Origin of the sequence: Parasutterella secunda (assembly GCF_024733725.1) — a bacterium.
Classification (GTDB): Bacteria; Pseudomonadota; Gammaproteobacteria; order Burkholderiales; family Burkholderiaceae_F; genus Aphodousia; species Aphodousia faecalis.
In genome coordinates, this window is sequence record NZ_JANRHP010000002.1 from 1 (window position 1) to 25,601 (window position 25,601).

Sequence of the window (25,601 nt, forward strand, 5' to 3'; positions counted from 1 at the left end):
CAAAAAACCCCGAGTCTTTATGATTTCGGGGTTTTTTATTGCATATTGCGACTAAAACTGCGATAAAATTCACGGATTGGAGCTTTGTTTGCTCCTCGCTGTTGTTATAAAGGATCCGCATGATATTCAGACGTTCACTCGTCTCTGAACTCGCTAACACAGCCGGTGCTGTGTTTACGGTTATCTTCTCGATTGTGCTTACGATCGGGCTGGTCCGTATTTTGGGTCTGGCTGCTGGTGGCCGTATTGACAGCGGGACCGTGATGGAAATGGTGGTTTATGAGGCGCTCGTCAATTTAGCCCCTCTGTTAGCGGTTTCCCTTTTCATTGCCGTTTTAATCACGCTTACCCGAAGCTGGCTTGATAGCGAAATGGTGGTCTGGTTTTCTTCGGGTGGCATCAGTTTAGTCTCCTGGATTCGTCCGGTTCTGCGCTTTAGTATCCCTATTATTCTTCTCATTACTGCCTTGTCGCTGGTTATTTCACCATGGGCAAAAGGACAAAGTGAGATGAACCGAGAAGTCTGGTCTCAGCGTGATGATGTCGATAGACTCTCGCCCGGTCGATTCATTGAAATTTCTGGTGGCAAACAAGTTTTCTTTATCGAGGAAGTTTCCGCTGATGGTCTGTCCGTAAAAAATGTTTTTCTCACAGAGACTGATCCTAAATCCGAAATGGTTTTAATGGCAGAGACGGGGGAAGTGACAACGAATGAACAAGGCGACCGCTATGTGATTTTGCATGACGGGCATCGCTATGAGGGTAAAGCCGGAACGCCCGAGTATCGTGTGACGGAATTTAAAACCTACGGTATTCGCCTGGATGTAAAACCGGAAAGTGCCATTCAGATGAAGGATGTGGACACCCAGCCCTTACCGCTGCTTGTCATGCAAAAAGATAATTTGGAAGCCCAAGGCGAGTTGCTATGGCGAATTTCTTGGCCTTTGGCGGCACTTAATTTAATATTGATCGCTATTCCGCTCTCTTTCACAAATCCTCGAGCCGGTCGCAGTCTGAATATGGTTGTGGCACTTTTGCTTTTTGTTTTGTATCTGAACGGAATTAGTGTGGGTAGAACTTGGGTGGAACATGGAACTTTCCACTTGATTCCTGCCATCATCCTTTTAAACGGTGCATTCACTGTTTTAGCTGTTGTACTCTTTTTGCGTCGCACGATTATGCAGCGTTGGGTGCCTGTGTGGTTGACACTGAGTTATTGGCGTGCAAGGAAATAAGCGATGAAAGTTATTACCAAGCACCTGACTAAAGAAATCTTGCAGGCTACGGGCTTTGTGCTCTTAGCTCTTGTGGCTTTGTTTGCCTTTTTTGACTTAGTCGGTCAGCTTGGTCGTATCGGTAGCCGCTATGGTCTTTTAGATGCCTTTGTCATCACTGGTTTAAGTTTGCCCATGCGAATTTATGAGGTGATGCCTATTGCGGCATTACTGGGTACGGTCTTTGTAATGAGTCAGTGGGCCTCTCGCTCTGAATTTACGATTTTGCGTGTGGCGGGATTGTCACCTGTGCGTTTGGCAGCCATCTTAATGGTACCAGGTATCATTCTGGTGGCCTTTACCTACGCTTTTGGTGAATTCATTGCCCCGTCTTCGGATTCTTATTCGCGTGAGTATCGTGCGACTGTTCAGCATAAGACAATGGATATCCGAGGATCGGACACCGGAGCATGGGTTCGTGAAACGATCGATTCTCCCAATGGTCCTCAGGTTCGCTATATCAATATCCAAAAAATGACGCCGACTGAAGAGGCCCTTGATTGGCGTATTTATGACTTTGATGAAAAGCAGCGCCTGACGAGAGTGATTGCCGCAGAATCTGGTAATTATGTTGATGATCAGGGGTGGATTTTGCAGGGAGCTGTTAATACTGCCTTGCCTCTTCTGGAAAATCTCACTCAAACCCCGATCATGGATCGCGTCATGGTGAGTAATCCCACTCGAATGATGTTTAGATCTGCGATTGACCCAAGCATTTTCGGTGTGATGATGCTTAAACCTGAAAATATGTCCATGAGGTCACTCTATCGCTACGTCAATCACTTGGAGCAAAGTCGCCAAGAATCGGATCGTTATGAGATTGCCCTATGGAATAAGGCGTTCTATCCGATCGCTATTTTGGTCATGATTGCTTTAGCGATGCCCTTTGCTTACATGAACCGTCGCTCAGGCGGTGTGAGTATTAAGATTTTTGCGGGCGTTATGATCGGTTTGGCTTTCTACACGATCAACAACCTTTTCTCTTACATCGGTATGCTCAATACCTGGCCACCTTTGGTGGTGGCGATGGTTCCGACCGCCTGTATGCTGGTCTTGGCCATGATCGGCATGTGGTTTGTCGAAAGACGCTAACATCTGGAGCTCGAGAAATCGGGCTCTTTTTCTATTGATTCCAGACAAAAGTCGCCAAAGCCTCAATTGAGGAGCTGAATGTTAATGGGGAATTGTTTATTCAGGCCTACGGTAAAGAAGCTTCGGATTTAGAAATTGGCAAATTAACTACAGAAGAAAACTCGAATATTCGAATCAACGATACTGAAGGTTGGGGGACTGCCATTCATATCACTGATGCGGAATTTAAATCAGGGACAACTTTTTCCAATATCAATAGAGATGAAGGCTTAGAGCCGGTATTTAAGACTGTTGATTTTAAAAATATTAATGCCGCAGATTCCACGATTGTTAACCAAGCTAATGGGAAAATCAATATTGGTAAACCGACTGGTTCAAATATTTTGTCTGTTGAGGATACCGCAGAAAATCAAATAAGCATTGGGAAAAACATGAGTACCAACTTTACCTTGGTAAGTTCTGACAGCTCTCATGGTAATTCCATGTCAAGTGTTGATCAAGGCGTCGCTGATTTAGCTGCAACCGTTGATCTGAATACCAATGGAGCAGAAGATGCCGAAGGTATGAAGGTTGTGATCGGCGCCAATGACATGACCGGTCGCATTGAAGCGGTTTACGACGCCAAGGGCAATAAGATCAGCCAGACTGAAGATGTCAATGAAACAAACCGTACGCTAACCGCCGTTGCTAATCTTCTTGTTGTTGCCTGGCGCGCCGAATTAAATGATCTTTATAAACGCATGGGTGATCTTCGTGCAACGCCTTATAAGAGCGGCGCATGGGTGCGCTATAACGGCGGTAAACTCAAGTGGTCCGATGGTGATTTGGAAAACGCCTTCCACATGATCCAAGTCGGTATCGATACATTGCCCACAGAAAACAATATCCGCTTTGGTACCGCTTTCAGCTACACCAAGGGTGATGCTGATTTCAATGGAGGCAGTGCTGATTTGGATACTTACAGCTTAGCGTTGTACGGCACTTGGTTAGGTGACAAAGGACAATACGTTGATGTGATCGGCCGCGTGGCGTCCATTAAGAATGACGCCAATGCCAGAAGCTTGACTGGACAAGGTAAGGCCTATGACGGCAAGATGGATAACACGGGCTTATCTTTGTCGGCAGAGGCCGGATGGCGATTTGCCCTGCCTTATAACCTCTTCATTGAGCCGCAAGTTGAAGCCACTTACAGCTACATTGATTCGGATAGCTTCCGTTATGGTGATCGTAAGTACGAGCTGCAATCAACGGATTCCTTCATTGCTCGCGCTGGCTTCATGGCAGGTATCCAATGTCCGGATAACAAGGGCAACGTCTATGTGAGAGCTTCCGTGGTGCATGACTTCTTAGGCGAAACAGACGTTAAGGTCAGTAACGCCCATATGTCTCGCACGGTCAGCAATGATTTTGGCGGCACCTGGGGAGAATTCGGTATTGGTGCCAATGTCAGTGTGTCTGACAACACGTATGTGTACGCGGATGTGGAACACACCACCGGCGGAGAAATTGAAGAGCCGTGGCGCGTGAATTTCGGTGTCCGCTATAACTTCTAACCTAATAAAAAGAGCCCCGAGAGGGGCTCCCATCAATCAAGTCGCAGGCGGTTGGCAGGTGGAAAGAATCATCTGTCAACCGTTTGCATCCAAATGCGTCTTTTAACGCTCGGCTTTAACAACATAGGTGAGGATTGCGTAAAGCACCGCGCCGATAATCATCGCGGCAACCACGCCGATATTGGCTTGAGCAAAAACGCTTGCCTTTGCTTCTTCACTTAATAAGAAGCTTGTAATCTTGCCAATGTAGGGGTCGCTTGAAGTGATCGTTCCTAATCCGACAAGCGTTGCGACCAGCAGTGACAGACAGGCACTCCAGCGTAAATTTTTCCCACCCTGAGAAGGCGGCAAAGCCAAGTTAACATTCCAAGACAGGCGCTTTTGACGCAAAAGGTCCACGATTTCGATCGCGCCCCAAGATCCCATAATGACGGAGATGGCCGCTAAGAACGATGTGAATGTGGATAAGAACGAGTCGGAAATAAACGTTAAGTAGAAGGCACCCAAAGCAATAATGACGGCATTCATTATTGTTGTGGCGGCGCGACTCATGGGCACACCCATAGCCATTAAGGCAAGCCCTGAACTATAAACCCCTGTCATGCCAGCAGACATTAATGAGGTCACGATCACAATAGAGAACGGAACAAAGAACCAGAAAGGCAAAATTCCCGTTAAGGCCGCAAGCGGTTCGCGAGAAGCACGAGCTAAAAGTTCCGGATTGCCGGCACTTAACATGACCCCCAAAATTAAAAGAACGGAAACAGGCAAGGCAATACCGACCGTGGTCCAGAAAATGACTCCGCGGCCGGGCGTGTGTCGTGGCAGATAGCGAGAGTAGTCACCGCCGTAATTTAAGAATCCTAAGCCAACCATGGTCATGGCGAGCACGATTCCACCCAAGAACGTGGCAAAAGAGCCAGAGGGCGCATCGCCTAGGGTTGCAAAGTTGATTTGCGGTATGAAGAAAAAGAGATAAACCAAAGTCATCAGGCCCGTGATCCAAGCGATGATTTTCTCAATCTTCATAATGAAAGCGTGACCGTAAACGGCGCCGATCATCGTAAAAAAGAGCACAAATGCAAAACTCACGAGCAAACACGTTGTTGTGGCTGTTCCTTGCGGCGTTGCCATCACGGGAATCAATTTAGCCACTAAGTCAGCAAAAGTGGTTGAAGCCATGGAAAGCATCGTCACTTTCCAGCCCATGTTCGCCACATAACCGAAGAAGGTGGGGACTTTGTTGCCGTGGTAGCCGAAAGCCAAGCGCGATTGCACTAATGTCGGAAGCCCGGTACGGACGCTGCCGACCGCCAAGATCCCCACTAATGAACAAGATAAGAAATAACCGATAACGCCTGCTGCCATCGCTTGGGCGACAGAAAGTCCCAAGCCGAAGACGTACATCCCGCAGGTGATGCCGAAAATAGAAATATTCCAAGAAAACCAAATTGGGAACAGATCAGCTGGTTTGCCGTAGCGCTCACTATCCGGCACGGGATTAACGCCGTTGGTTTCGATTTGTGAAATGTTATTGTCGTTAGCCATGATAAATGAAGAGATTAAAGAGAATATTGTTCAAGCTCTGAGCGAGTGGGAGCGGTTGCGGCGCCTTCGCTTGCCGTGACATGAGCTGCAACGGCGTTGGCGATAAGCGTGGCTTCGGCCATTGTTAAACCGCACATGAGGCCAGCCAAAAGGCCGCCCGTGTGAGCGTCGCCTGAGCCGATTGTGTCAACGAGATTAACTTTGAAGCTGGGGATGCGTTTAGCCGTCCATCCAGACGGTTTTTTCTCTGTATAAACCGCGCCGTTCCTGCCATCGGTGACAACAGACGGATTGCCCGAGCGAACCGAAAGGGCGATGGCGGCATCGGTCGCATTGTGCGTATTGGTCATCCACATCGCTTCACTGCAGTTAACGGTATAAAGACAGCCTAAGTCTTCGAAAGCTTTAAGCCGTTCCTGTCCCATTTCCGTAACACGAGGACCCGGATCAAAAACAATTAAAGCGTTATCAGCTTTTCGGTTAAGAACGGAGAGCAGCACTTCACCGTTTTTCCCTTCGGCTTGGTAACCCGAGACGTAGATATAGTCGTATTGGGAAAGGTTGAATCGGTCAAACCATTGAGCCTTCATTTGCCGTTCCAGGCCAAACATCGAAATGAAGGTCCGCTCTCCTGTGTGGTCTGCAATCGAGAGGCACCAACCGTTGTCGCCTGCTCCTTGCTCACGATAGACGGGAAGGTTGCGCCGAGTGAGTGTCTGCTCAACGAGATCGGCAAATTGTCCTTCACCCACAGGCATATAGGAGTCAAACGGAAGGCCTAATTTCCAGAGCACGTCAGCTACATTAAAGGAGCAGCCACCTACAACTGTTTTCTTAAATTTTCCTTCGATATCGGCGCCCGCGTGCGGCATTTCGTGGACACTTAAAATCATGTCCACAAAGGCTGAGCCTAAAATGAAGACTTTTTTCTGAGGGTTAAGGGCATTAACCAACTCTTTTACGGCTCGCATAGTCAATCCTTGTTAAACGCAGGGCGCGTTTCGATGATTTGATCAGCCAACTCCAAGAAATTAAGGTTATTGGTCTCTTCGAGTGTCTTTAACCAATCAGCAGGAATACTCTCAATGCCATTCATGGCTCCGCATATCGCTACGGCCATTGCCCCCATCGTATCGGTGTCTCCACCCATGTTGGCGCACATGATGGCGGCTTTTTTTGCATCCCTGCAGAACCAAGCCACGGCTAAAGCAGCCGACACAGACTCGCTTGTCATCGTCCCCGTTCCGATGACTTCGTAAATCCAGCGTGAATATTCTTCGGGATCATGAATATTGCGGGCTGCATCCAACGCTAATTCAAAACGACGTTTAACCGAAGCTGCCCAAGTAGGTTCGCCATAAGTTTTAGCGATATCAAAAATCGCTAAAACATCATCGGCAGCCTCATCCCAAGAGCGTCCGGCAACGCCACTTGCAACGGCTTGAGCAACCATGGCAGCACCGGCGATGGCCACGTCAGTTCCATGCGTAACTTTGGAGATGTCAGCGACAGTTTTTGCCAGCAATTCAGGGTTGTCCGCATCAATCAAGCAGCCGACAGGTGCAATACGCATGGCCGCTCCATTGGTGAGCGCCGTTTTGAGATATTGACTCGGATCGCGGCCTTCGCTGTGAGCCAAAAGACTAGCTTTGGAGCTGGGTCCCAAGAGATTAATTTCAAAGCCATTCATCGAGATGACCCAGTCGATTAAGCGCTTTGCTAATTCCTTAACAGGCGGTACGGCCTTGTATTCCAAAAGAGCTTTCAAGACAACAAAGGCTTGAGCAGAATCATCCGTGTAGTGAGCCGCCTTGAAGTAGCATGCAACGATGTTATCTTCAGGACCATCTAAAAATGTATCAATCCAGCCGAAGCGTTCACGTACTTTCTCACGAGGCCAGAGTTCTCCGGGCACGCCCAGAGCGTCGCCCAACACCATGCCAGCGATAGCGCCGGCTATTTTGCTGCGAGTGCAATTTTGCATGGCAAATTTTTGATCAAGAAAAAAGAAAGATTCGATGACTGCGACAGTCAGCGGTATTACAAAAACGGATTGATTTTAGCGAAATCAACGCTGTACGCAATAGTTAGAGCTATTAAATGACTATTGTTGTCGCTAACGGTTGGGTCAATTCATGTGGGTTGACGATTGAGTCAATGAGAACTCAATAAGAAGGATAGAAAGATAACTTGAGAGTGCGAAAAAGATAACAAGAAGCGACAAGACGTTGGAAATCTTGTCGCTTCACAGCAAAAGCATTAACCCTTGATAATCACGCCGGCTTGTGGATTAAAGGAAACATTGACGGTAGAGCCCTCGTCAATGATTTGAGTGCCGGGCAGGAAAGGAACGGACATGCTAAAGGGTTTTTCTTGTCCGGAGCCTTCAATGACGACGTGATAATCAATGCGGTCGCCTTCGAAAAGACGATTGACAATGCGCATCGCAATAGCGTTGTCGGATTCATTCATCGTCAGATTTTCCGGTCGGACAACAAGCAAAGCGTTTTCACCGATAGCAGGCGGATTTTGCTTTCCCATGCGGGCGAGCAATTCTTTGCCGGCCACAGCAAAGTGTCCCCAACCGTTTTCGTCAACGCTCGCCAGTTTCCCTTGCAGGAGGTTGGCTTGACCGATAAAGTCTGCCACGAAAGGTGTTGCCGGATCTTCGTAGAGATTCATAGGCGTACCCAACTGGTCAATGTGTCCGCGGTTCATCACCATAATGCGGTCTGACATTGTCAGGGCTTCTTTTTGATCATGCGTCACATATAGACAAGTGATTTCCAACTCTTGCTGAATTCGGCGAATTTCACTTCTCATGTGAAGACGAAGCTTGGCGTCAAGGTTGGAAAGCGGTTCATCCATGAGTAAAAGCTTGGGACGCAGAACCAATACACGGGCCAAGGCAACGCGTTGCTGCTGGCCACCCGAGAGTTGATTCGGGTAACGTTTTTCTTCTTTGGTCAACCCCACCATGGCAAGCGCTTCACGCACTTTCTTAGCAGCCGCCTCTCCGGTTTCTCCACGAATTTTCAAACCGTAGGCAACATTGTCGAAAATCTTCATGTGCGGGAAAAGGGCATAGTTTTGGAACACAAAGCCCAAGCCGCGTTCATTGGCCGGAACATGGGTGATGTCAACGCCATCCATCAAAATTTGACCGCTTGTCGGTGTTTCAAAGCCGGCGATCATGCGAAGGGTCGTCGTTTTACCGCATCCGGACGGTCCAAGAAACGTTAAAAACTCACCGGGCTTAACTTCTAGGTTAACGTTATTAACCGCCATGAACTCTTCATTGTCTTTGACGTAGCGGCGAGAAATATTTTTCAAAGTAAGAGATACGGACATGATTTATCAGGCTCCAATATGGTCGCCGGTACGGCAGAGTACTTTAGCAAGCAGCGTCATCGTGCCGGAGGCCGCGAAGACGAGCAAAATCAAGATGACAGAGAAGGCGCAGGCTTGTGCGAACTGAAGTTCAGTCATGCATTCCAAAATACGCGTTGTGATCAGCGTCCAGTTTACGGAAATGAGGAAAATCGTTGCGCTGATGGCCGTCATGGAGTGAATGAAAAGGTACTTCATACCAGCAAGGATTGCCGGCAGCACAAGCGGGATCGTAATCGATATGAAGGTACGAGTCGATCCGGCACCAAGACTGCGGCTAGCCTCTTCAATGGAAGGATCAATCTGCGTTAACGCGGCGATCACATTACGGATACCGGCTGACGAGTATCGGAAGAGGTAAGCGGCAATCAAAATATAAACCGTACCGGTGAGCACAATCGGCTTATCGTTAAAGGCAATGATGTAGGCGATACCGACAACCGTACCCGGCAGCGTGTAGTTCAATAGCGAAACCGTCTCAAGCGTCTTGTGTCCGCGAATCTTCAGACGAGTCGTCACGTAGCCGACGAGAACCGCCAAAAGGCCGCCCAACGGTGTGCCGATACAGGCGATGATGAGCGTATCTTTGATCGCCTTCATGCCGTGAGTGAACACGTAGTTGTAGTTATCAAACGTGATGGTATTGTTGACGCCCCAAACCTTAACGAGCGAACCAACCAAAATGACGGCGTAAATGGCAATGATGAAAGCCACGACAACCGCGACAATTGAAGCCATCAAAGAGGTAAGCGCAATGCCTGGTCCCTTGATGCTACTCTTGCCGCCCGCTTTACCGCTTACGGTGACGTAACTCTTTTTGCTGACCCAGTAGTGCTGCAACGCATAGACAACCAAGGCCGGGATTAAGAGCATGAAGGATAAAGCCGCACCACCCTTAAAGTCGTACATGCCGGTGATTTGCAAATAAGCTTGCGTCGGCAGAACAGGGAAAGAGTGACCGCCCAAAACCTGAGGTGTAGCGAAGTCCGCGAGCGAGCAGGAGAAAACCAACAAGAATGCGTTGGCAATACCGGGAGCGGCAAGCGGCAGCGTCACCGTTCTGAAGACTTCGGAGCTAGAGGCGCCCAACGAATAAGCGGCGTCTTCAAGATTCGGATCGATGCGAGCCAAAATCGTGGAGATCGTCATAAAGGCAACGGGGAAGAAAGTGAGCGTTTCTGAAATAAACGTTCCCCAGAAGCCATAGAAATTAAAGTTATCCAGCCCAAAAAACTGCAACACCATGCCGTTGGGACCAAGCAAAAGAGTCAAGGCGATACTGCTTGTAAACGGAGGAGAAATAAGGGGCAGAATAGTAATGGCGCTTAACGCGAACTTGAGCCAGGTGGGCAGATTCAAGCGCGTTGTTACAAATGCGAAAACGAAACCTAATGCCGTACCGGCCACTCCAACTGAGCAGCCCAGCAAAATACTGTTGACAGCAGAGCGTCTGTCATACCAGTTATCCAAGAAGGGGCGGAGGTTTTCAAAGGTGAAGTTGCCGTCAACCCAAAAGGTCATGGCAAACAAACGGCACAGCGGATAAAGAACAAAGACACCCAACAAGAGCCAAAGCATAACGACCGTTAGCTTGGTAGCCGTGTCTCTATTAGCAGATGATGCAGACGAACTCATGGAGAAATTAATCAGCAATGAAAAACGAACGCCAGAAACAGGATCTAGCCACTGCCGACCCTGTCTCTGGTGAGTTTAAGCGCAAATGTTAAGCAACCTACTTGATCACTTCATTGATCCAGCGTTGCGTGAATTCTTTACGCTTTTCACCCTTCCACGTTACATCGACAGAAATCGTCTTGATCTTCGTGAGGTCCAAAATCGGATTACTGGTCTTCACGTCATTGCGTGTCGGCACATAGTTGATCTTGTTAGCCACGATGAATTCAGCGAACTTCTTAGAGGTTGCCCAGTCAACGAACTTCTTGGCTTCGGCGTTGTTCTTACCACCCTTGACAACACCCGTTGCTTCAATACCGAAGCTCACGCCGTCTTCAGGATAGGTAATCGTGACCGGATAACCTTGTTGTTGGATATCGAGAGCGTCCACAATGTAGAAAATGCCGGATGCGCATTGACCCGTGGCGATCGGCATGGCACCGCCCGCACCGCTCTTGGTGTACATCTGAACGTTGGCGTTCATGGCTTTTTGGAACTTGAACGCCTCATCTTCGCCCATCACTTTCACAAGCGAATAAATACGTTCGGTAGCCGTGCCGGACGTGCGGGCATCGGCCATTTGCAGATTGTTCTTATAGCGCGGATCAAGCAAATCAGCCCACTTGGTCGGGGCTTGCATCTTGTTCTTTTCCAAGAACTTGGTGTTGGTGAGGAAGCAAAGCGGAATCAAACCGATACCGGTCCAGTAGTTATTGGGATCACGATAGGCCGAAGAAATCGCATCAGAGTTGGCAGGACGGTAGGCTTCCAAAATGCCTTCCGTGACACCTGCGGCATACATGTCAGCCGGGCCGCCTAACAAAACGTCAACTTGAGGATTGCCTTTTTCTGCTGTTAATCTTGCCAATGCTTCACCCGTAGAGAAGCGCAGGAAGTTCACCTTAATGCCCGTATCCTTTGTGAATTGCGCAAAGATTTGGGAGGCGTACTTCTCAGGCATGATGGTATAGGCGTTGAGTTCAGCAGCGTTAGCCGAAGCGGTCAACACAACAAGCCCCGCCAAAAGTGCAGAGAGTTTCTTTGACATATCGATTTCCTCGAAGTAAGTGGTGTTTTATTTTCAGAGCAAGGCGCAGTCCTTTAAATGAGCTCAGACCGGTGCGCGGCGCAAGAACGGGAGATGCTCAAGGACTATGCTTAAACTTGCATTTTAGCAACGAAATTTAATCACGTTCAGGGGGAATTCCCCTGAAATTTGGCGACAAAAAATCTCCTGTCCACTATAGGAAAATTCCGTGGTGGACTATAAGATTTTTCCAGTTCGGTTGATTAAGTCCGCTTGATTTTGTCATGCGCCCGCTTAAAATCGATTAGCGCTTTGGCTGTGTGCGACTGCGCATTCATAACTTCAGCAGGAGTTCCGCAGGCAACCACATTGCCGCCGTCAACACCACCTTCCGGTCCCATGTCGATAATCCAGTCCGCTTGAGCCATGATATCGAGATTGTGCTCGATCACAATAACTGTGTTGCCGGCATCGACCAATCGATGCAGCACGGCAATCAATTTTTCAACATCGGCCATGTGAAGACCGACGGTCGGTTCGTCTAATACGTAGACCGTTCTGGGGGCCTTGTAACCTCGTCGCTTAATGTCGTCGCGAGCCTTGATGAGTTCAGTGACCAGTTTTATGCGTTGGGCTTCGCCTCCTGACAAGGTAGGCGAGGGTTGCCCTAGACTTAAGTACCCCAATCCGACATCCTGCATCAGTTTGAGCGCATGAGCGATGGAAGACTGGGTGCTGAAAAAGTCAACAGCTTCGTCCACGTCCATGGCGAGGATTTGTCCGATGGATTTTCCCTTCCAAAGAACCTCAAGTGTTTGAGCGTTGTAACGAAGTCCGCCGCATGCTTCGCACGGAATCTTCACGTCCGGCAGGAAATTCATTTCAATGGTTCGAACGCCTTGCCCTTCGCAAAGCTCGCAGCGTCCGCCTTTCATATTGAAAGAAAAGCGCGATATGCCGTAGCCTCTGGCCTGAGCCTCATTGGTGCCTGCGAAAACACGTCGGATGGCGTCCAAAAAGCCAATGTAGGTGGCAGGACACGAACGAGGTGTTTTACCAATCGGCGTTTGATCCACCTCTAAAACACGATCGACATGTTCAAAGCCTTCAATGCTCTTGCAAAGTTCACCCTCGTAGGGTTTCTTTTCCGATAGTGTTTCCGTTAAAACGGGCAGGAGCACCCCTCGGGCAAAACTGCTTTTACCAGAACCCGATACGCCGGTAAGAACAGTGAGCCTGCCAAGAGGGATTCGAACCTCGTTAGCTTTAAGGTTATTGAGTCGCGGCTCTTTAATCGTGAGCCATTGTGTGTTGCTGTCAACTGGTCTTTGCGGGATAAATGTATGCTCAATCGGCTTGCGCAGATAGCGGCCCGTCAAAGAGCGTTTGTTTTTCACGATATCGGAGACTGTGCCCGTGGCGATAATTTCACCGCCTCGCACACCGGCCCCAGGCCCAACATCAATGACATAGTCTGCTTCACGGATCGTATCTTCATCGTGTTCGACCACTAAGAGCGTGTTGCCTTTATCGACAAGCGCTTTAAGAGAATCAAGCAATAGACGATTGTCGCGCGGATGTAAGCCAATCGTCGGTTCATCAAGGATGTAGCACACCCCTTGAAGATTGCTGCCAAGCTGCGAAGCCAAACGAATGCGCTGCGCTTCTCCTCCGGACAAACTGGGAGATGAGCGGTCAAGCGTCAGATAGCCCAGTCCCACTTTTTCCAAAAATTGCAGCCTTAATACGATTTCTTTTAACGCATCTTCAGCGATATTGGCCTCACGTCCTGAGAGCTTAAGTTTCTTAAAGAAGTTTGAAGCCTCACTTACGGTCATGTGTGCCATTTGCGAAATGTTTAAGCCTGCAAATTTCACCGCACGAGCCACTTCGTTGAGGCGCTCGCCGTGGCAGCTGGGACAGGGTTTCGCTTGAGCATCGGCCCATATTCTTTCTTCTCCAGTCGCGTTTTCATCAAAGCCTTCAATCAAAAGACCGGTGCCGAAACAGGTCGGGCACCACCCCATCGATGAGTTGTAAGAAAATAGTCTCGGGTCCAATTCCGGAAAACTTCTGCCGCAGATGGGGCAAGCCCGATGGGTGGAGAAAATCGTTTCTGAACCGTTTTCATCGAGGACCGTTAAAACACCTTTGCCAATGGTGATTGCTTCTTGAAGGGCACGCTTGAGAGTCTTTTCATCTTCAGCTTTTACGGTCACTTCCGCAACCGGTAATTCAATTGTGTGATCCTTGTAGCGGGCTAGTTTCGGAAACTTTTCCGTGCTCACGAATTTACCGTCAACATAAAGTCGCGGATAGCCCTTTTTCTGCGCCCATTTAGCCAAATCGGTGTAAATGCCTTTGCGCTTACTGACCAATGGGGCCATGATGTGAATCGCTTCATTTTTATAGCGACTCATCACGGTTGAAACAATGGCCGGGAACGATTTGGGCTCAACTTCGACCCCGCAGTCAGGACAGTATTGATGTCCGAGCTTTACAAAAAGCAGTCGCATAAAGTGGTAGAGCTCGGTCATGGTGGCAACGGTGGATTTGCGTCCCCCACGTGATGTCCTCTGCTCAATGGCAACGGTCGGCGCGATGCCGGTGATGGAATCCACATCGGGTTTGCTGGCAGGCTGCACAATGGAGCGAGCATAGGCGTTGAGTGATTCCAAGTAGCGGCGCTGACCTTCTTTAAACACAATGTCAAAAGCCAGTGTCGACTTGCCCGAACCCGATGCCCCTGTCACCACCGTAAAACGATTGTGAGGAATATCGACAGAAATATTCTTTAAATTGTGTTCTTTGGCGCCTTTTATCGCAATAACGTCCGAAGCTGCGGTCGCTGTCGTCAAAGCAGCATTTTTAGCACTTTCTTCAATGAAATAAGCCGAAGTATTTTCTTGAGTGAGCGTTTTTCTGTATGTTTGAAGCGCCTGACCTGTGTAGGACTTCTTTTCAGCGATTAAGTCATCCAAGGTGCCCTGAACAACGATTTCACCACCCGCATTCCCACCTTCGGGACCTAAGTCAATGACCCAATCGGCACAGTTGATGACATCGAGATTGTGTTCGATGACAATGGCGGTGTTGCCTCGGTCGATAAGCTCTTGAAGAGAGCGCATAAGTTTGTCGATGTCATCGAAATGAAGTCCGGTCGTCGGTTCGTCAAAGATGAACAAATCATTTTTACTGGCTTGGGAATTTTTCTGAGCCAAAAAGCCCGCAATCTTTAAGCGCTGAGCCTCACCACCGGACAAGGTTGGAACCGGCTGCCCCAGTTTGATGTAATCCAGACCGACCTTACGGAGCGGTTCTAATTTTGAGACGATGGCCGGGTCATTCTTGAAATATTCACAAGCCTGAGAGACAGACAAATCGAGAACGTCGGCGATATTGAATGACTTACCTTCCCGTTCAATCGTGACTTCCAGTATTTCCGGACGGTAGCGGGTGCCGTTACAGGCTGAACAGCGCAGGTAAACATCCGAGAGAAATTGCATCTCGATATGCTCAAAGCCGTTGCCGCCGCACACCGGACAGCGGCCATCGCCCGAATTGAAGCTAAACGTTCCGGCTTTGTAATCTCTCGCTTTGGCCGTGTCGGTTTGTGCAAAGAGATTACGGATGGCATCAAAGGCGCCAACGTAGCTAGCCGGATTAGACCTTGTGGTTTTACCGATGGGTGATTGGTCCACGTAGTGAATATTTTCAATCAAATCGGCTCCGATCAATTCCTTAAATTGACCGGGGGATTCCGTTGGCATGCCTTTGGCTTTGTAAAGAGCCGGCACTAAGATGTTTTCAATAAGAGTGGACTTGCCTGAACCCGAAACGCCGGTCACAACGGTCAGAACACCAATCGGAAAGCGAGGAGAGATGTCTTTTAAGTTATGCTGTCGGGCGCCTTTCAAAATTAAACTGGGCGTTTTGGCGTTTATTTTTCTGAGAGTTGCCGTGGCGCTGATGCGTTCTCGTCCGCTTAAATAACGGGCGGTTAATGTATCGGCTTGAATAATGTCTTTCGGCGTTCCCTTGAAAATAATCGAGCCGCCTTTTTCTCCGGGGCCGGGACCCATGTCATAAATGGTGTCGGCGGCGAGCATAACTTGGGGATCGTGTTCAACTACAACCAAAGTGTTGCCGGATTTTTTGAGTCGTTGCATCACACGGTTGATTCGGTCCATGTCGCGCGGGTGCAGGCCGATTGAGGGTTCGTCAAGTACAAAAAGGGTATTAACGAGAGAAGTTCCCAAGGCCGTGGTGAGATTGACACGTTGCACTTCGCCGCCCGATAGTGTCCGGCTTTGCCGCTCAAGCGTGAGATAACCTACGCCCACATCGACGAGGTAGCGAAGGCGTGAGAGAATCTCGTCAACAACCATGCTGCCAGCTTCATCCGTTTGCCCTTCGTCTCGAATGACTTCAAAGAATTCCAATAGTCTCGATAGCGGCAGCCGCATCAAATCATAAAGATTAAGCCCCGGAAGATGGCTAAGAATTTCTTCGGAGTAGGTACTGCCTGCAGGGCGGTGACGTTTGAAATTTAATCCTTGGCAAGCACGCTCGGCCGCCTTTTCTGACCCGACACGCCATAAAAGAGCCTCCGGTTTCAGACGCGCGCCGTGGCAGTCCGGACACTCCTGATAGTTTCGATAGCGCGAAAGCAGTACCCGGACGTGCATCTTATAAGCTTTGGATTCAAGCCACTCAAAAAAGTGCTTGACACCGTACCATTGTCGAGTCCACTTGCGGCTCCAACCGGGTTCTCCGTTAATGACCCAGTCTTTTTCTTCTTGTGTGAGCTCCCGGTACGGAACATCCAAGCGAATGCCGTCACGCTTGGCATAACGCTTCATGTCTTTGAGACATTCGGCGTTTGTTTTGGTGTTCCACGGTTTGATCGCACCGCCTTCAAGCGTAAGCGATTCATCCGGAATGACCAGGGAGTAATCCACACCGATGACTCGTCCGAAACCTCGGCAGGTTTCACAGGCACCAAGAGGTGAGTTGAAACTGAAAGTCGCATCGGTGGGCTTTTGATACTCAATGCCACAGTCGGCACAAGATAGTCGGTTGGAAAAGCGACGCCGCACTTCCTCATCGTTTCCCATTTGAGCAACGACGGTTAATTCGCCTTTTCCAAACTTAAACGCATTTTCCAGTGCTTCGATTACTCGCGGCTTATCGGCTTTACTGAATCGGAATCGATCGGCGACCACCTCTAAAATTCGCGTGCCGTTATGGTCTTTTTCTCCATAAATCTTGGTAAATCCCTGAGCGGCCAGACCGGCAGTAACCTCTTCGATAGTCATTGTTGCCGGAACCGGAACATCAAAAAGGATGGAAAGACGCGGATCATCAAGCTCTGTTGTCCACAAAGTCAGAGCCTTGTAAACGGAGAGCGGAGTGTCAGCCTGGACGAGTTTGCCGCATTGAGAGCAGTAGAGTTTGGCCTCTCTGGCAAAAAAGAGTTTCAGGTGATCATTAATTTCCGTCATGGTGCCCACGGTTGAGCGAGACGTTCTGACGGGATTGGTTTGGTCAATGGCAATGGCAGGCGGCACCCCTTCGATACGGTCGACCTGCGGTCTATCCATGCGGTCTAAAAATTGCCGAGCATAGGGGCTGAATGTTTCAACGTATCGGCGCTGTCCCTCGGCGTAGAGCGTGTCAAAAACCAAAGAGCTTTTGCCCGAACCCGACACACCCGTGACAACCGTGATTTTCCCAGTTTCAAATTCAACATTGAGGTTTTTCAGATTGTTCTGCTTGGCACCGAAAATCTTGATGTTCTTATCCATTGCTCAGTCCAGAGGAATTATCCGTATCAAAAATTGCACATTGACAACGCCATCTGATTTTAATGGTCCTTTGCCGATTCTATCCAATGGTTTTTTCCTCATGACTTAATAGAAAAAAACAATTTCGACAGTCACTTCAGAAAGCAGGGGAATGGTGGTAGAAAATCATAGAAAGGCGCATTTTAGGGAAATTTCGCACACAGAAAGAAAATGCGGGACTATTATCGAAAAAGTTGAGAAAACTCTGACCGAGTCCTCGTCATACATATGAATAAGGAAGTGGAAAATGAAAACCATTGATTTGAAAGCTCATCTTCAATTGGATATGGCATTGGGGGAGGTTCTTCAAAAACGTCGCACTAATCGAGATTGTCAAAGCAAACAATTAGATGAAGAGGTTTTATCAACACTTCTTTGGGCTTGTGCGGGGATTACCGACGAAGACGGCCGCAGAACGGTTCCTTCAACGATGGATTTGCGCGCGGTAACGTCTTATGTGTTGCGCGCTGATGGCGCCTGGCGTTACAACGCGGCCCAAAATTGTCTGGAACAAACAACCGACAAAGATGTGCGCGAAGTCTCTACCGTTCGTCAATTTGACTATGTTAAGACAGCTCCGGTAACGATCGTTTTCGTGGCCGATAAAGAACGCTCTAAGACGGCCCGCCCGACAGGTGTTTATGTGGATGCTGGCACAATGGGACAGAATTGTTATTTGGCAGCCACTGCCATGGGGCTGGCTGGATGCATTCGTGCCTCATTTGACCATGAAGAACTTCGCAAGGCTATAAACTTGACTGAGTATCTTGAACCGATTTTGCTCTTTACGGTGGGGTACCCGAAATAATTTCAGGATGATCGTTTCACGAAGGGGGAGGTAAAGGACTCTGTGGCTTTGCCTTGTTATGATAATTCCTAACTTGTTATTTATTTTTATATTTTGATGCATATATGCATCAATTTTTATATAAATTAATGTGCGGATGCATCTATTTATATACAATTTGATGCATTTACGGCATTGGCTTTTTATAGGTGTATTTGTGTTCCTTTCTCCCCATTAATAATCTTTTCGATTTGATCCAATGCCCCGATAACTGCTGTTCTTTCTGTTTGTTCAACGAAACGGCAAGCGGCTTCAACTTTAGGGCCCATGGAGCCTTGAGCAAAAGACATTCTTCGTAGAGAAGTGGCATCTATTTGTCTGATTAGTGATTGCGAGGGCTTTCCCCAGTCCGTGTAAACACCATCGACATCTGTTGCAATAACAAACAGATCTGCATTAATCGAGATGGCCAGAAGTGAAGAAGCAAGATCTTTATCAATCACCGCTTCGGCTCCGTTAAGCTGTCCTTCACTATCAAAATAAACTGGCACACCGCCTCCGCCGCAGCAAACGACAAGATGCCTGTTTTCAATTAGTGTCTTAAGCGCTGACAATCCCAATATCCTTTGAGGATCGGGGCTGGCTACAACGCGTCGGAATTTATCGTTGTCAGAGGCCATTGTCCAACCGTGTGTTTGACTAAGTTTTTCAGCTTCTCCTCTTGTGTAGATGGGACCGATGGGTTTGGTCGGGTGTTTAAAAGCCGGATCATTTGGATCAATTTCTGTTTGCGTCAAAACATTGATGACAGTGATGGATCGGGAAACGACATTGGTGAGTTCCCGAGCAATCATGTAACCGATCATACCAACAGATTCTGCGCCAATTGCATCAAGCGGATACATGGGTACATTGGGGTAAGCATTCTGTTGTAGCGCAATGAGTCCTACTTGAGGTCCGTTTCCGTGCGTGATGATGAGTTCATTGCCAGGTAAAACTTTCGCAATTTGCTGACACGCCATGCGCACATTGGTCTGCTGCACTTCATAGTGCATGGGTTCTCCTCGCTTTAAAAGAGCATTCCCTCCGAGAGCGATCACAATGCGCATGTTTAAAATTCCCAGAAGCTAATGAACCCCTACAACCGCAGCCAACAGTGCCATACGCAAAGCTACAGAAAAGCCGATGGCTTTAAAGTAGAGTTGATGTTCGGTGTTGTCGATGGTGAAATCGAATTCGCCAGGATTGCGGGGTAAAGAGTGATGAAGTCCAACTATTTTGCCAGTTTTATCTTTAATGGTTTGGAGCATTTCCAGCGAGATGTAGAAATTCGCCATTTTTCTTTCAAAATCCGCCCGGTTGGGATCATCCTTTTTTACTGAGCAGCCGGGTAGATAAATTAAGTCAGCCTTTTCATCCATGTAGAGGATTTCATTTTCTTTCTTTGTCAAATCAAAATGCTCTTCAAAATGAGCTCCCATGACCGTCAATTTATGACGAACGATTTCTGGTATCGGTAAGGCACTGGTTCCGGTGTAAATGATTTTGGCGCCTAAGGCGGCGAGTGTTAAAGCAAATGAGTGACCGGAGCGAGCTCGTGATAAGTCCGGGGTTGCAATGGCGACAGTGACTTTGGATAGCTCGCCGAAGGCCCGCCAACAAGTATAGGCATCCAAAAGGCCTTGAGTCGGATGAGTTACATGACCGTAGCCTCCGGAAATAACCGGAGCGCAGTAACCTTCAGTGGCATTTAATGCTTGCAGCGCCTCTTTGTCATCGGGATGACGCATGACAATGACATCGGCATATTCTGAAGTCACTCGCAGACTGTCGGCTAAGGACTCATTTTTGGCAAAAGAGGCGCTGTGCAAGGGATCCGTTTCAGTGATAACAGAGCCTCCCAAGCGAAGCATGGCGTTTTCATGCGAGCAGCGTGTGCGGGTAGAGGGCTGAAAAAACAAGGTGTAGAGTACTTTCCCATTTAAAAGATTTAACCCCGTTCGCATAAAGGGCTCGAACATTTCCGCTGCTTGAAACAGACTGAGGATTTCTTCAGAAGAAAAGTCATCAATAAAGGTGATGTCCCTTCCCCTCATGTGAGTGGCATCGAGCACTTCACGAATATCAAGGGTTTTAAAGTTTGTATTTAGCGCCATGTTGATCACTCCAATGGGAATGATTTTAGCGAGCCTGGGGGCTGGGATTAATCCAATTGTGGCAATCCGAAAGGATAAAAAATCCCCTTGTTGAAAAACTTCAGCAAGGGGAAGAATAAATCAGAGAATTAACGCAAGTAGTCTTCTGTCACACGGGCAAAAACGCTTGCCGCAATCGGTAAGCAGGCGTCGTTGTAATCGTAAGACGAGTTATGCAATAAGCACGGGCCGTCTCCGTGTCCTTCTAAGCGATGCGAACCGTCGCCGGAACCCACGAAGAAGAAGGCGCCGGGCGTGGTTTGCAGGTAGTCCGCGAAGTCTTCCGAAGGCATGACCGGTTCTTGTTCGTGCAGGCGGTCTTCTCCATAGAGTTCTTTCACGGCGTTTTGAACTCGGTCAACGCATTCCGGCGTATTGATAACCGGAGCGTATTGACGCGTGAAAGTAAGATGGGCTTTTGCACCGAAAGCTTGTGCGACGTTGCGGCTGATTTGATCAAGTTTTTCCTCGACCATGTCAGTGACCTTATCGTCAAACGTTCTGACGGTGCCTAAAATGCTAGCATGATCGGGCACCACGTTATAGGCCGTACCGGCTTCAATCTTGCAAATACTTAAAACAGCCGGGTCAATCGGGCGTTTCATACGAGTGATAATGCCCTGAATAGATTCGCAGATTTGAATAGCCGTGAACACGGGATCAATGGACAAATTGGGCATGGCGCCGTGAGAGCCGCGGCCATCAACATCAATTTTGAAGACGTTGCCGCTTGCCATCATGGCCTTTTTGTTAATGCCAATTTTCATCGCCGGTGTTTCAGGCCAGTTGTGGCAGCCAAGGTAGAAGTCAGCCGGGAACTTCTCCATAAGCCCGTCGGCAATCATGTGTTGAGCGCCGAATCCGCCTTCTTCACCGGGTTGGAAGACAAAAATGACCGTACCGTTGAAGTTTTTCGTTTCGGAAAGATAACGGGCAGCCAGCAAAAGTCCCGTGATATGACCATCGTGGCCGCAGGCGTGCATGACTCCGGTATTTTTTGAAGCATGTTCAAAATGATTGGCTTCTGTAATGGGCAGTGCATCCATATCAGCACGCAAGGCAATGCGTTTAGTGCCGTTTCCGTTTTTCAGAACCCCGACAACGCCCGTTCCGCCGATTCCGGTGTGAACTTCAATACCCCATTGAGTCAGGTATTGGGCGATTTTCTTAGAAGTTTCAAATTCTTGGTTGCTTAATTCCGGATGGGCATGGAATTCACGGCGGATGCGGGTGAATTCCTGAGCCAACTCTTCAATACGAGCGATGGAAGGCATTTTTATTTCCTTTGTTAGAAAAGGTTGATTGGGCTAAGTGTAGCTCAGAAAAAAGGGGATCTTTTTAGAGATCCCCTTGACTTAATCAGTAATGATTAATGACCGCGCAATTTTTCCGCAGCGTCTTTCACTGAGCGGCGTAGCGTATCAAAGGCTTCTCTGATGGCAAGCATCACGTCATTGTTGGTGCGGGAGACCACCAAGTCGCTGCCGGAGGCAACAATTGTGACACGCACAGTGTAGGCGCCCATCGTCTGATGGCCTTCTTGAGTGATGGTGGCGTGGCAGGGGCCCAAGTTACGGTCAAATTTGCTCAAATCGTTCAATTCTTTTTGTACAGCTTGTTCTACCGCTTCGGAACGACTGATACCATGGAATGTTACTTGTAATGCTTGTGCCATATAGATCCCTCTTTTTGTTTTGTTATTAGAAAGAGTGGGAAGATGGCTCTCTTCCCTTCCTACTTCATAGTGTACTGAAGTTATTCCGAGCAAATTGTGCTTTTAAGCAAAAGATTGCGCAAAGAAGAAAGAAAATGTTAATGCACGATTTCCAATGACTTGTTGTGTTTTCTGCTAAGATCGCGCCCATCTTACATAAACTATTCGCGCAACTGATTGATTACAAAGCGCGTTTATAAAAGGAAAACAAAAAATGCGTAAACCTTGGGAAGAAGCGGGCAGCCATCGTGATGATTTTGGTTTTGAGGATCGTCCGCGTCGCTCAGACCGCCGCTTTGACGATCGTGATGGTTTCAAGCGCCGTTCTGATCGTCGATTTGATCGTCGAGAAGACGGCTTTGGACGTCGTGACGATAATTTTGCTCGCCGTGATAAACGCAGAGATGACCGCAGGGGTGGTTTCTCTAAGCGTCGCGATGATTTCGCTGAGAATCTATACGGAGTACGGTCCGGTCCCCGAGCCCGTGCCGCTATGGCAGGACGCGGCACGGTTGCCCGTCGCCAAACAGCTCCCAGCCGCAATGCGCTCATTACGCTTGATGCGGATGTGGCTCGCGTTTTCGCTACCAGCGAGGCTGTCAATGCCGTCTTGCGTCATTTGATTGCTTTGGCCGGCATCATGGGTGAAGATGCCATTAAGCAAGCAACCCGTGAAATTGAAAATGCTCAGGCCGAGGAGGTAAAACAGTCGCCCGAAGAACCCGTGGCTGTTCAGGCTCAACCGGTGGCAGAATTCCAGACGACCGACGAGGATGAAGAATGGTTTGATTTGCCTGTAGAGGGTGAAAAGGCCGAGTGATAAGAAAAAGCGCTCAGCCAAGGAGTGTGTGGAAATGACATTGCGTTATACAGTTACTCCTGTTCCTTACTCAGGAACATTTCACGTTGAATTGGTACTGAGCGCTTGCGATGAATTATTGTTGCGTCTGCCTGCCTGGCTTCCCGGCAGCTACATGATTCGGGATATGGCAGCAGAAATTCAGTCCTTGGATGTTTTATGCGGCGGCCAGTCTTTCGACTGCCGCAAAGTCGATAAAAGCACGTGGCGCGTACAGCTCGGTGATAAACAGCGGAGAGTGACCGTCCGCTATGAAGTCTTTGCCCAGGACCCATCAGTTCGGCGGGCTTATTTAGATACTGACAGAGGTTTTTTAACCTTCTCAAGTTTGTGTCTGTACCCGATCGGAAGCGAAAAAGAGGCGATAGAAGTAGAGATTTGTGAACCCAAAGGGGTAGGTAGCTGGCAAGTGGCAACAGAGCTTTCACCTCTTGAAATCAAAGAAAATGGTTTTGGGCGCTATCAAGCCGAAAACTACGACGAATTAATTGATTCGCCGATGGAAATTGGTCCCTGGCAAGCTATTGAATTCAAAGCTTATGGCGTTTGCCACCGAATCATTTTAAGTGGGAAGGTGCCGCCGTTTGACCGGCAACGACTCAAAAGCGATGTTAAGCGTTGTGTGGAAACGGTTATTTCGTTTTTTGAGCCAAAGACACGCAAAGCTCCTTTTGCATCTTACTGTTTCTTCTTAAATTTAAGTGAGAATTTATACGGAGGACTCGAGCACCGCGCAAGCACTGCACTGGCGGCTTCCTTTTTTGATTTACCCATTGAGAGTGAGACAACCATCAGTGCCGGTTACGCTAAGCTTTTGGAGCTTTTTACCCATGAGTACTTTCATGCTTGGTGGGTTAAGCGGGTCAAGCCTTCCGTTTTTATTCCCTATGACTTAACGCAGGAAACTTACACGAACCTGTTGTGGGTTTTTGAAGGTTTCACAAGTTATTACGATGCGCTGTTGACCGCGCGAAGTGGTGCGACGGATACAGAAAGCTATCTGAAATCCTTGTCCGAAACCTTAAACCGCCATTATTTGGGCAGTGCGAAAAATCGACAAAGTTTGGCCGAATCTTCCTTTGACGCCTGGATTAAATACTATAAAGTCAGAACCAACCGAAGCCGTTCGGTCACGAGTTACTACGACAAAGGGGCGCTTGTTGCCATGGCCTTGGACGCTTTCATTCAGAAAGAAAGCGTAGGCAAACACTCTTTAGATGATGTTTTGCGTTTTGCGTGGCAGCAATTTAAAGAGGTGGGCAAAGACTATGCCGGCCTAGATGAAGAGATGATGCCGGAGATCATTTTCGAGGCGACCGGAATTGACGTGAGTGAGGAAATCGACCGTTGGGTTTACGGTTGCGAGGAACCGGACTACAAGCGTGTACTCAAAACGATGGGCATTGACTTGACCGAAGAGAAACTTCCCATTGAACGGGAAGTGTTGCAGGCGACCTTGTCCGGAACAAACGCACTTAAAGTCAGTCAACTCGATGAAGCGGGAGTCGCCGAGCTTGCGGGGCTTTGTGTTGGTGATGAACTCCTTGCTATTGATTCCATCCGCGTTACCAAGAGCAATTTAGAGAAGCTTCTTAAGCGCTACGGCCAAGCAAAATCTTTCTCCCTGCACGTATTTAGAAGCGGTCTTTTGAAGGAACTTTCCGTGAAGCCCCGAAAGGCAGATGTACGCAAAATAAAGCTAAGCGTCAATTCAAACGGCAAAGCATTTTGCCGTTGGTTAAACCGTTAAAGAGCTTGTTGAATCCAGTTTTTCAGAGCAGGGACTAGGGCCAGAGCATCTCGTTGTCCCGCATCGTAGCCGCGCTGCACATCTTGAGGATCATGAGTCAGACGTTTAATACCCAAAGACGTCTGTGGCCGAATGACAAATGCATTGCCTTTTTGAGACGCTTCGTCAATATCTTTTTGTGTTTGTTCATAGGTCAAAGGGGAATGGGCAAATGTTTCACAGAACTGGGGGTATTTTCTGTAAAAGAGTTTTGCCAGATACGCATCCCGATCTTTGACCTTGTGTTCACGCGGTTGAGTGGAAATAACGATATTGCGGTCAAATCCTAATTTTTCGAATGCTTTTAAAGGAATACGGTCAGAGCAGCCGCCATCGAGCAGCTTTTTACCTCGAAATTCCACGATTTGAGAAACGTAGGGCAGAGACGCTGAAGCTCTCAAACCGTCAATTTCTTTTTCCATATCCGTTAAATGCAGATATTCTGGCTCTCCGGTTTCAACATTGGTACAGGTGACATAGTAAGCAATGCCGGAATTTTTAAAGGTATCGTTATCGAACGGATCGTAGATGTAGGGGATATCGTGGTAGCAAAACTGGGTGTCTACGATATTGCCAGTTTTGATTAACGTTTTAAAGCTGAAAAAACGGTCATCGCCGCAAAAGCGTTTGTAGAAACGAAGACTTCTGCCTTTTTGGCCGGAAACAAATGAACAGCCGTGAACAGCGCCTGCTGATACGCCAATGACGCCTTTGACAGGAAGATTAAGGTCTGACAGGACATCTAAAACACCGGCGGCATAAATTCCACGAATGCCACCTCCCTCAACAACAATCCCTAAACGATGATCCGACATAAAAATCAAACTTCAGTTAAAGAGGTATTGAATTATAG

At 48.2% G+C, this 25,601-nt stretch carries 18 protein-coding genes; 6 read left to right on the forward strand and 12 right to left on the reverse strand.

Annotated features, from left to right (window positions below; all coding sequences use genetic code 11):
* The first annotated feature begins 119 nt into the window (after positions 1-119).
* From lptF to NW199_RS01915, 3 genes are all read left to right on the forward strand, one after another.
* Positions 120-1,235: an LPS export ABC transporter permease LptF gene (gene lptF, locus NW199_RS01905; RefSeq protein WP_258333469.1), complete on the forward strand. Its 1,116-nt coding sequence runs from the start codon at positions 120-122 to the stop codon at positions 1,233-1,235.
* A 3-nt stretch (positions 1,236-1,238) separates the two neighbouring features.
* A complete protein-coding gene (lptG, locus tag NW199_RS01910; RefSeq protein ID WP_022472312.1) occupies positions 1,239-2,366 on the forward strand; it encodes an LPS export ABC transporter permease LptG in 1,128 nt (375 codons plus the stop codon).
* A gap of 92 nt (positions 2,367-2,458) precedes the next feature.
* Positions 2,459-3,919, forward strand: a complete 1,461-nt coding sequence (locus NW199_RS01915; protein ID WP_258333470.1) for an autotransporter outer membrane beta-barrel domain-containing protein — start codon at positions 2,459-2,461, stop codon at positions 3,917-3,919.
* A 102-nt stretch (positions 3,920-4,021) separates the two neighbouring features.
* Here the strand turns inward: NW199_RS01915 and NW199_RS01920 are convergent, their stop codons facing one another.
* The 7 genes from NW199_RS01920 to uvrA form a co-directional block, all read right to left on the reverse strand.
* The gene (locus NW199_RS01920) at positions 4,022-5,467 is read right to left on the reverse strand and encodes a purine-cytosine permease family protein (RefSeq protein WP_258333471.1); all 1,446 of its coding nucleotides are present in this window, start codon (positions 5,465-5,467) and stop codon (positions 4,022-4,024) included.
* A gap of 14 nt (positions 5,468-5,481) precedes the next feature.
* Complete coding sequence (locus NW199_RS01925) at positions 5,482-6,438, reverse strand: PfkB family carbohydrate kinase (protein ID WP_022473444.1); 957 nt, start codon at positions 6,436-6,438, stop codon at positions 5,482-5,484.
* A gap of 2 nt (positions 6,439-6,440) precedes the next feature.
* Positions 6,441-7,451, reverse strand: coding sequence for an ADP-ribosylglycohydrolase family protein (locus NW199_RS01930; protein WP_258333472.1), 1,011 nt, complete (start codon positions 7,449-7,451; stop codon positions 6,441-6,443).
* Between the two features lie 275 nt (positions 7,452-7,726).
* Positions 7,727-8,818 carry an ABC transporter ATP-binding protein gene (locus tag NW199_RS01935; protein WP_022473446.1) on the reverse strand — a complete coding sequence of 364 codons (1,092 nt, stop codon included), beginning with the start codon at positions 8,816-8,818 and terminating at the stop codon, positions 7,727-7,729.
* Between the two features lie 6 nt (positions 8,819-8,824).
* On the reverse strand, positions 8,825-10,492 hold the full coding sequence (locus tag NW199_RS01940) for an ABC transporter permease (protein WP_258333473.1): 1,668 nt from the start codon (positions 10,490-10,492) through the stop codon (positions 8,825-8,827).
* A gap of 97 nt (positions 10,493-10,589) precedes the next feature.
* The gene (locus tag NW199_RS01945) at positions 10,590-11,579 is read right to left on the reverse strand and encodes an ABC transporter substrate-binding protein (RefSeq protein ID WP_249092559.1); all 990 of its coding nucleotides are present in this window, start codon (positions 11,577-11,579) and stop codon (positions 10,590-10,592) included.
* Between the two features lie 242 nt (positions 11,580-11,821).
* On the reverse strand, positions 11,822-17,365 hold the full coding sequence (gene uvrA / locus NW199_RS01950; RefSeq protein ID WP_258333474.1) for an excinuclease ABC subunit UvrA: 5,544 nt from the start codon (positions 17,363-17,365) through the stop codon (positions 11,822-11,824).
* 286 nt (positions 17,366-17,651) lie between these two features.
* Here uvrA and NW199_RS01955 point away from each other — a divergent pair, with 286 nt between their 5' ends.
* A complete protein-coding gene (locus tag NW199_RS01955) occupies positions 17,652-18,212 on the forward strand; it encodes a nitroreductase family protein (protein WP_258333475.1) in 561 nt (186 codons plus the stop codon).
* A gap of 182 nt (positions 18,213-18,394) precedes the next feature.
* Here the strand turns inward: NW199_RS01955 and arcC are convergent, their stop codons facing one another.
* The 4 genes from arcC to NW199_RS01975 all read right to left on the reverse strand — a co-directional run bounded on the left by arcC (position 18,395) and on the right by NW199_RS01975 (position 22,061).
* Positions 18,395-19,300, reverse strand: a complete 906-nt coding sequence (gene arcC, locus NW199_RS01960; protein ID WP_258333476.1) for a carbamate kinase — start codon at positions 19,298-19,300, stop codon at positions 18,395-18,397.
* An 18-nt stretch (positions 19,301-19,318) separates the two neighbouring features.
* On the reverse strand, positions 19,319-20,347 hold the full coding sequence (locus NW199_RS01965; protein WP_258333477.1) for an aspartate/ornithine carbamoyltransferase family protein: 1,029 nt from the start codon (positions 20,345-20,347) through the stop codon (positions 19,319-19,321).
* Positions 20,348-20,475: 128 nt separating this feature from the next.
* Positions 20,476-21,660 carry a M20 metallopeptidase family protein gene (locus NW199_RS01970; protein WP_258333478.1) on the reverse strand — a complete coding sequence of 395 codons (1,185 nt, stop codon included), beginning with the start codon at positions 21,658-21,660 and terminating at the stop codon, positions 20,476-20,478.
* Between the two features lie 95 nt (positions 21,661-21,755).
* A complete protein-coding gene (locus NW199_RS01975; RefSeq protein WP_249092566.1) occupies positions 21,756-22,061 on the reverse strand; it encodes an HPF/RaiA family ribosome-associated protein in 306 nt (101 codons plus the stop codon).
* Positions 22,062-22,314: 253 nt separating this feature from the next.
* Between NW199_RS01975 and NW199_RS01980 the strand changes: the two genes are divergently transcribed.
* Both NW199_RS01980 and NW199_RS01985 read left to right on the forward strand, forming a co-directional pair.
* Complete coding sequence (locus NW199_RS01980; RefSeq protein WP_258333479.1) at positions 22,315-22,920, forward strand: hypothetical protein; 606 nt, start codon at positions 22,315-22,317, stop codon at positions 22,918-22,920.
* Between the two features lie 34 nt (positions 22,921-22,954).
* Positions 22,955-24,709: a M61 family metallopeptidase gene (locus NW199_RS01985; RefSeq protein WP_258333480.1), complete on the forward strand. Its 1,755-nt coding sequence runs from the start codon at positions 22,955-22,957 to the stop codon at positions 24,707-24,709.
* On the opposite strand, the gene NW199_RS01990 is transcribed toward NW199_RS01985, so the two are convergent.
* The gene (locus tag NW199_RS01990; protein ID WP_249092569.1) at positions 24,706-25,563 is read right to left on the reverse strand and encodes a patatin-like phospholipase family protein; all 858 of its coding nucleotides are present in this window, start codon (positions 25,561-25,563) and stop codon (positions 24,706-24,708) included. The two genes, NW199_RS01985 and NW199_RS01990, sit on opposite strands and share 4 nt — an antisense overlap.
* Positions 25,564-25,601: the final 38 nt, after the last annotated feature.

Excerpts from the sequence above, each read along its gene's own strand:
- NW199_RS01935 (WP_022473446.1), bottom strand. The coding sequence starts at position 8,818 with ATGTCCGTATCTCTTACTTTGAAAAATATTTCTCGCCGCTACGTCAAA.
- NW199_RS01985 (WP_258333480.1), top strand. The coding sequence starts at position 22,955 with ATGACATTGCGTTATACAGTTACTCCTGTTCCTTACTCAGGAACATTT.
- NW199_RS01925 (WP_022473444.1), bottom strand. The coding sequence starts at position 6,438 with ATGCGAGCCGTAAAAGAGTTGGTTAATGCCCTTAACCCTCAGAAAAAA.
- uvrA (WP_258333474.1), bottom strand. The coding sequence starts at position 17,365 with ATGGATAAGAACATCAAGATTTTCGGTGCCAAGCAGAACAATCTGAAA.
- NW199_RS01975 (WP_249092566.1), bottom strand. The coding sequence starts at position 22,061 with ATGGCACAAGCATTACAAGTAACATTCCATGGTATCAGTCGTTCCGAA.
- NW199_RS01945 (WP_249092559.1), bottom strand. The coding sequence starts at position 11,579 with ATGTCAAAGAAACTCTCTGCACTTTTGGCGGGGCTTGTTGTGTTGACC.
- arcC (WP_258333476.1), bottom strand. The coding sequence starts at position 19,300 with ATGCGCATTGTGATCGCTCTCGGAGGGAATGCTCTTTTAAAGCGAGGA.
- NW199_RS01970 (WP_258333478.1), bottom strand. The coding sequence starts at position 21,660 with ATGCCTTCCATCGCTCGTATTGAAGAGTTGGCTCAGGAATTCACCCGC.
- NW199_RS01940 (WP_258333473.1), bottom strand. The coding sequence starts at position 10,492 with ATGAGTTCGTCTGCATCATCTGCTAATAGAGACACGGCTACCAAGCTA.
- NW199_RS01990 (WP_249092569.1), bottom strand. The coding sequence starts at position 25,563 with ATGTCGGATCATCGTTTAGGGATTGTTGTTGAGGGAGGTGGCATTCGT.
- NW199_RS01930 (WP_258333472.1), bottom strand. The coding sequence starts at position 7,451 with ATGCAAAATTGCACTCGCAGCAAAATAGCCGGCGCTATCGCTGGCATG.
- NW199_RS01955 (WP_258333475.1), top strand. The coding sequence starts at position 17,652 with ATGAAAACCATTGATTTGAAAGCTCATCTTCAATTGGATATGGCATTG.
- lptF (WP_258333469.1), top strand. The coding sequence starts at position 120 with ATGATATTCAGACGTTCACTCGTCTCTGAACTCGCTAACACAGCCGGT.
- NW199_RS01965 (WP_258333477.1), bottom strand. The coding sequence starts at position 20,347 with ATGGCGCTAAATACAAACTTTAAAACCCTTGATATTCGTGAAGTGCTC.
- lptG (WP_022472312.1), top strand. The coding sequence starts at position 1,239 with ATGAAAGTTATTACCAAGCACCTGACTAAAGAAATCTTGCAGGCTACG.
- NW199_RS01920 (WP_258333471.1), bottom strand. The coding sequence starts at position 5,467 with ATGGCTAACGACAATAACATTTCACAAATCGAAACCAACGGCGTTAAT.
- NW199_RS01980 (WP_258333479.1), top strand. The coding sequence starts at position 22,315 with ATGCGTAAACCTTGGGAAGAAGCGGGCAGCCATCGTGATGATTTTGGT.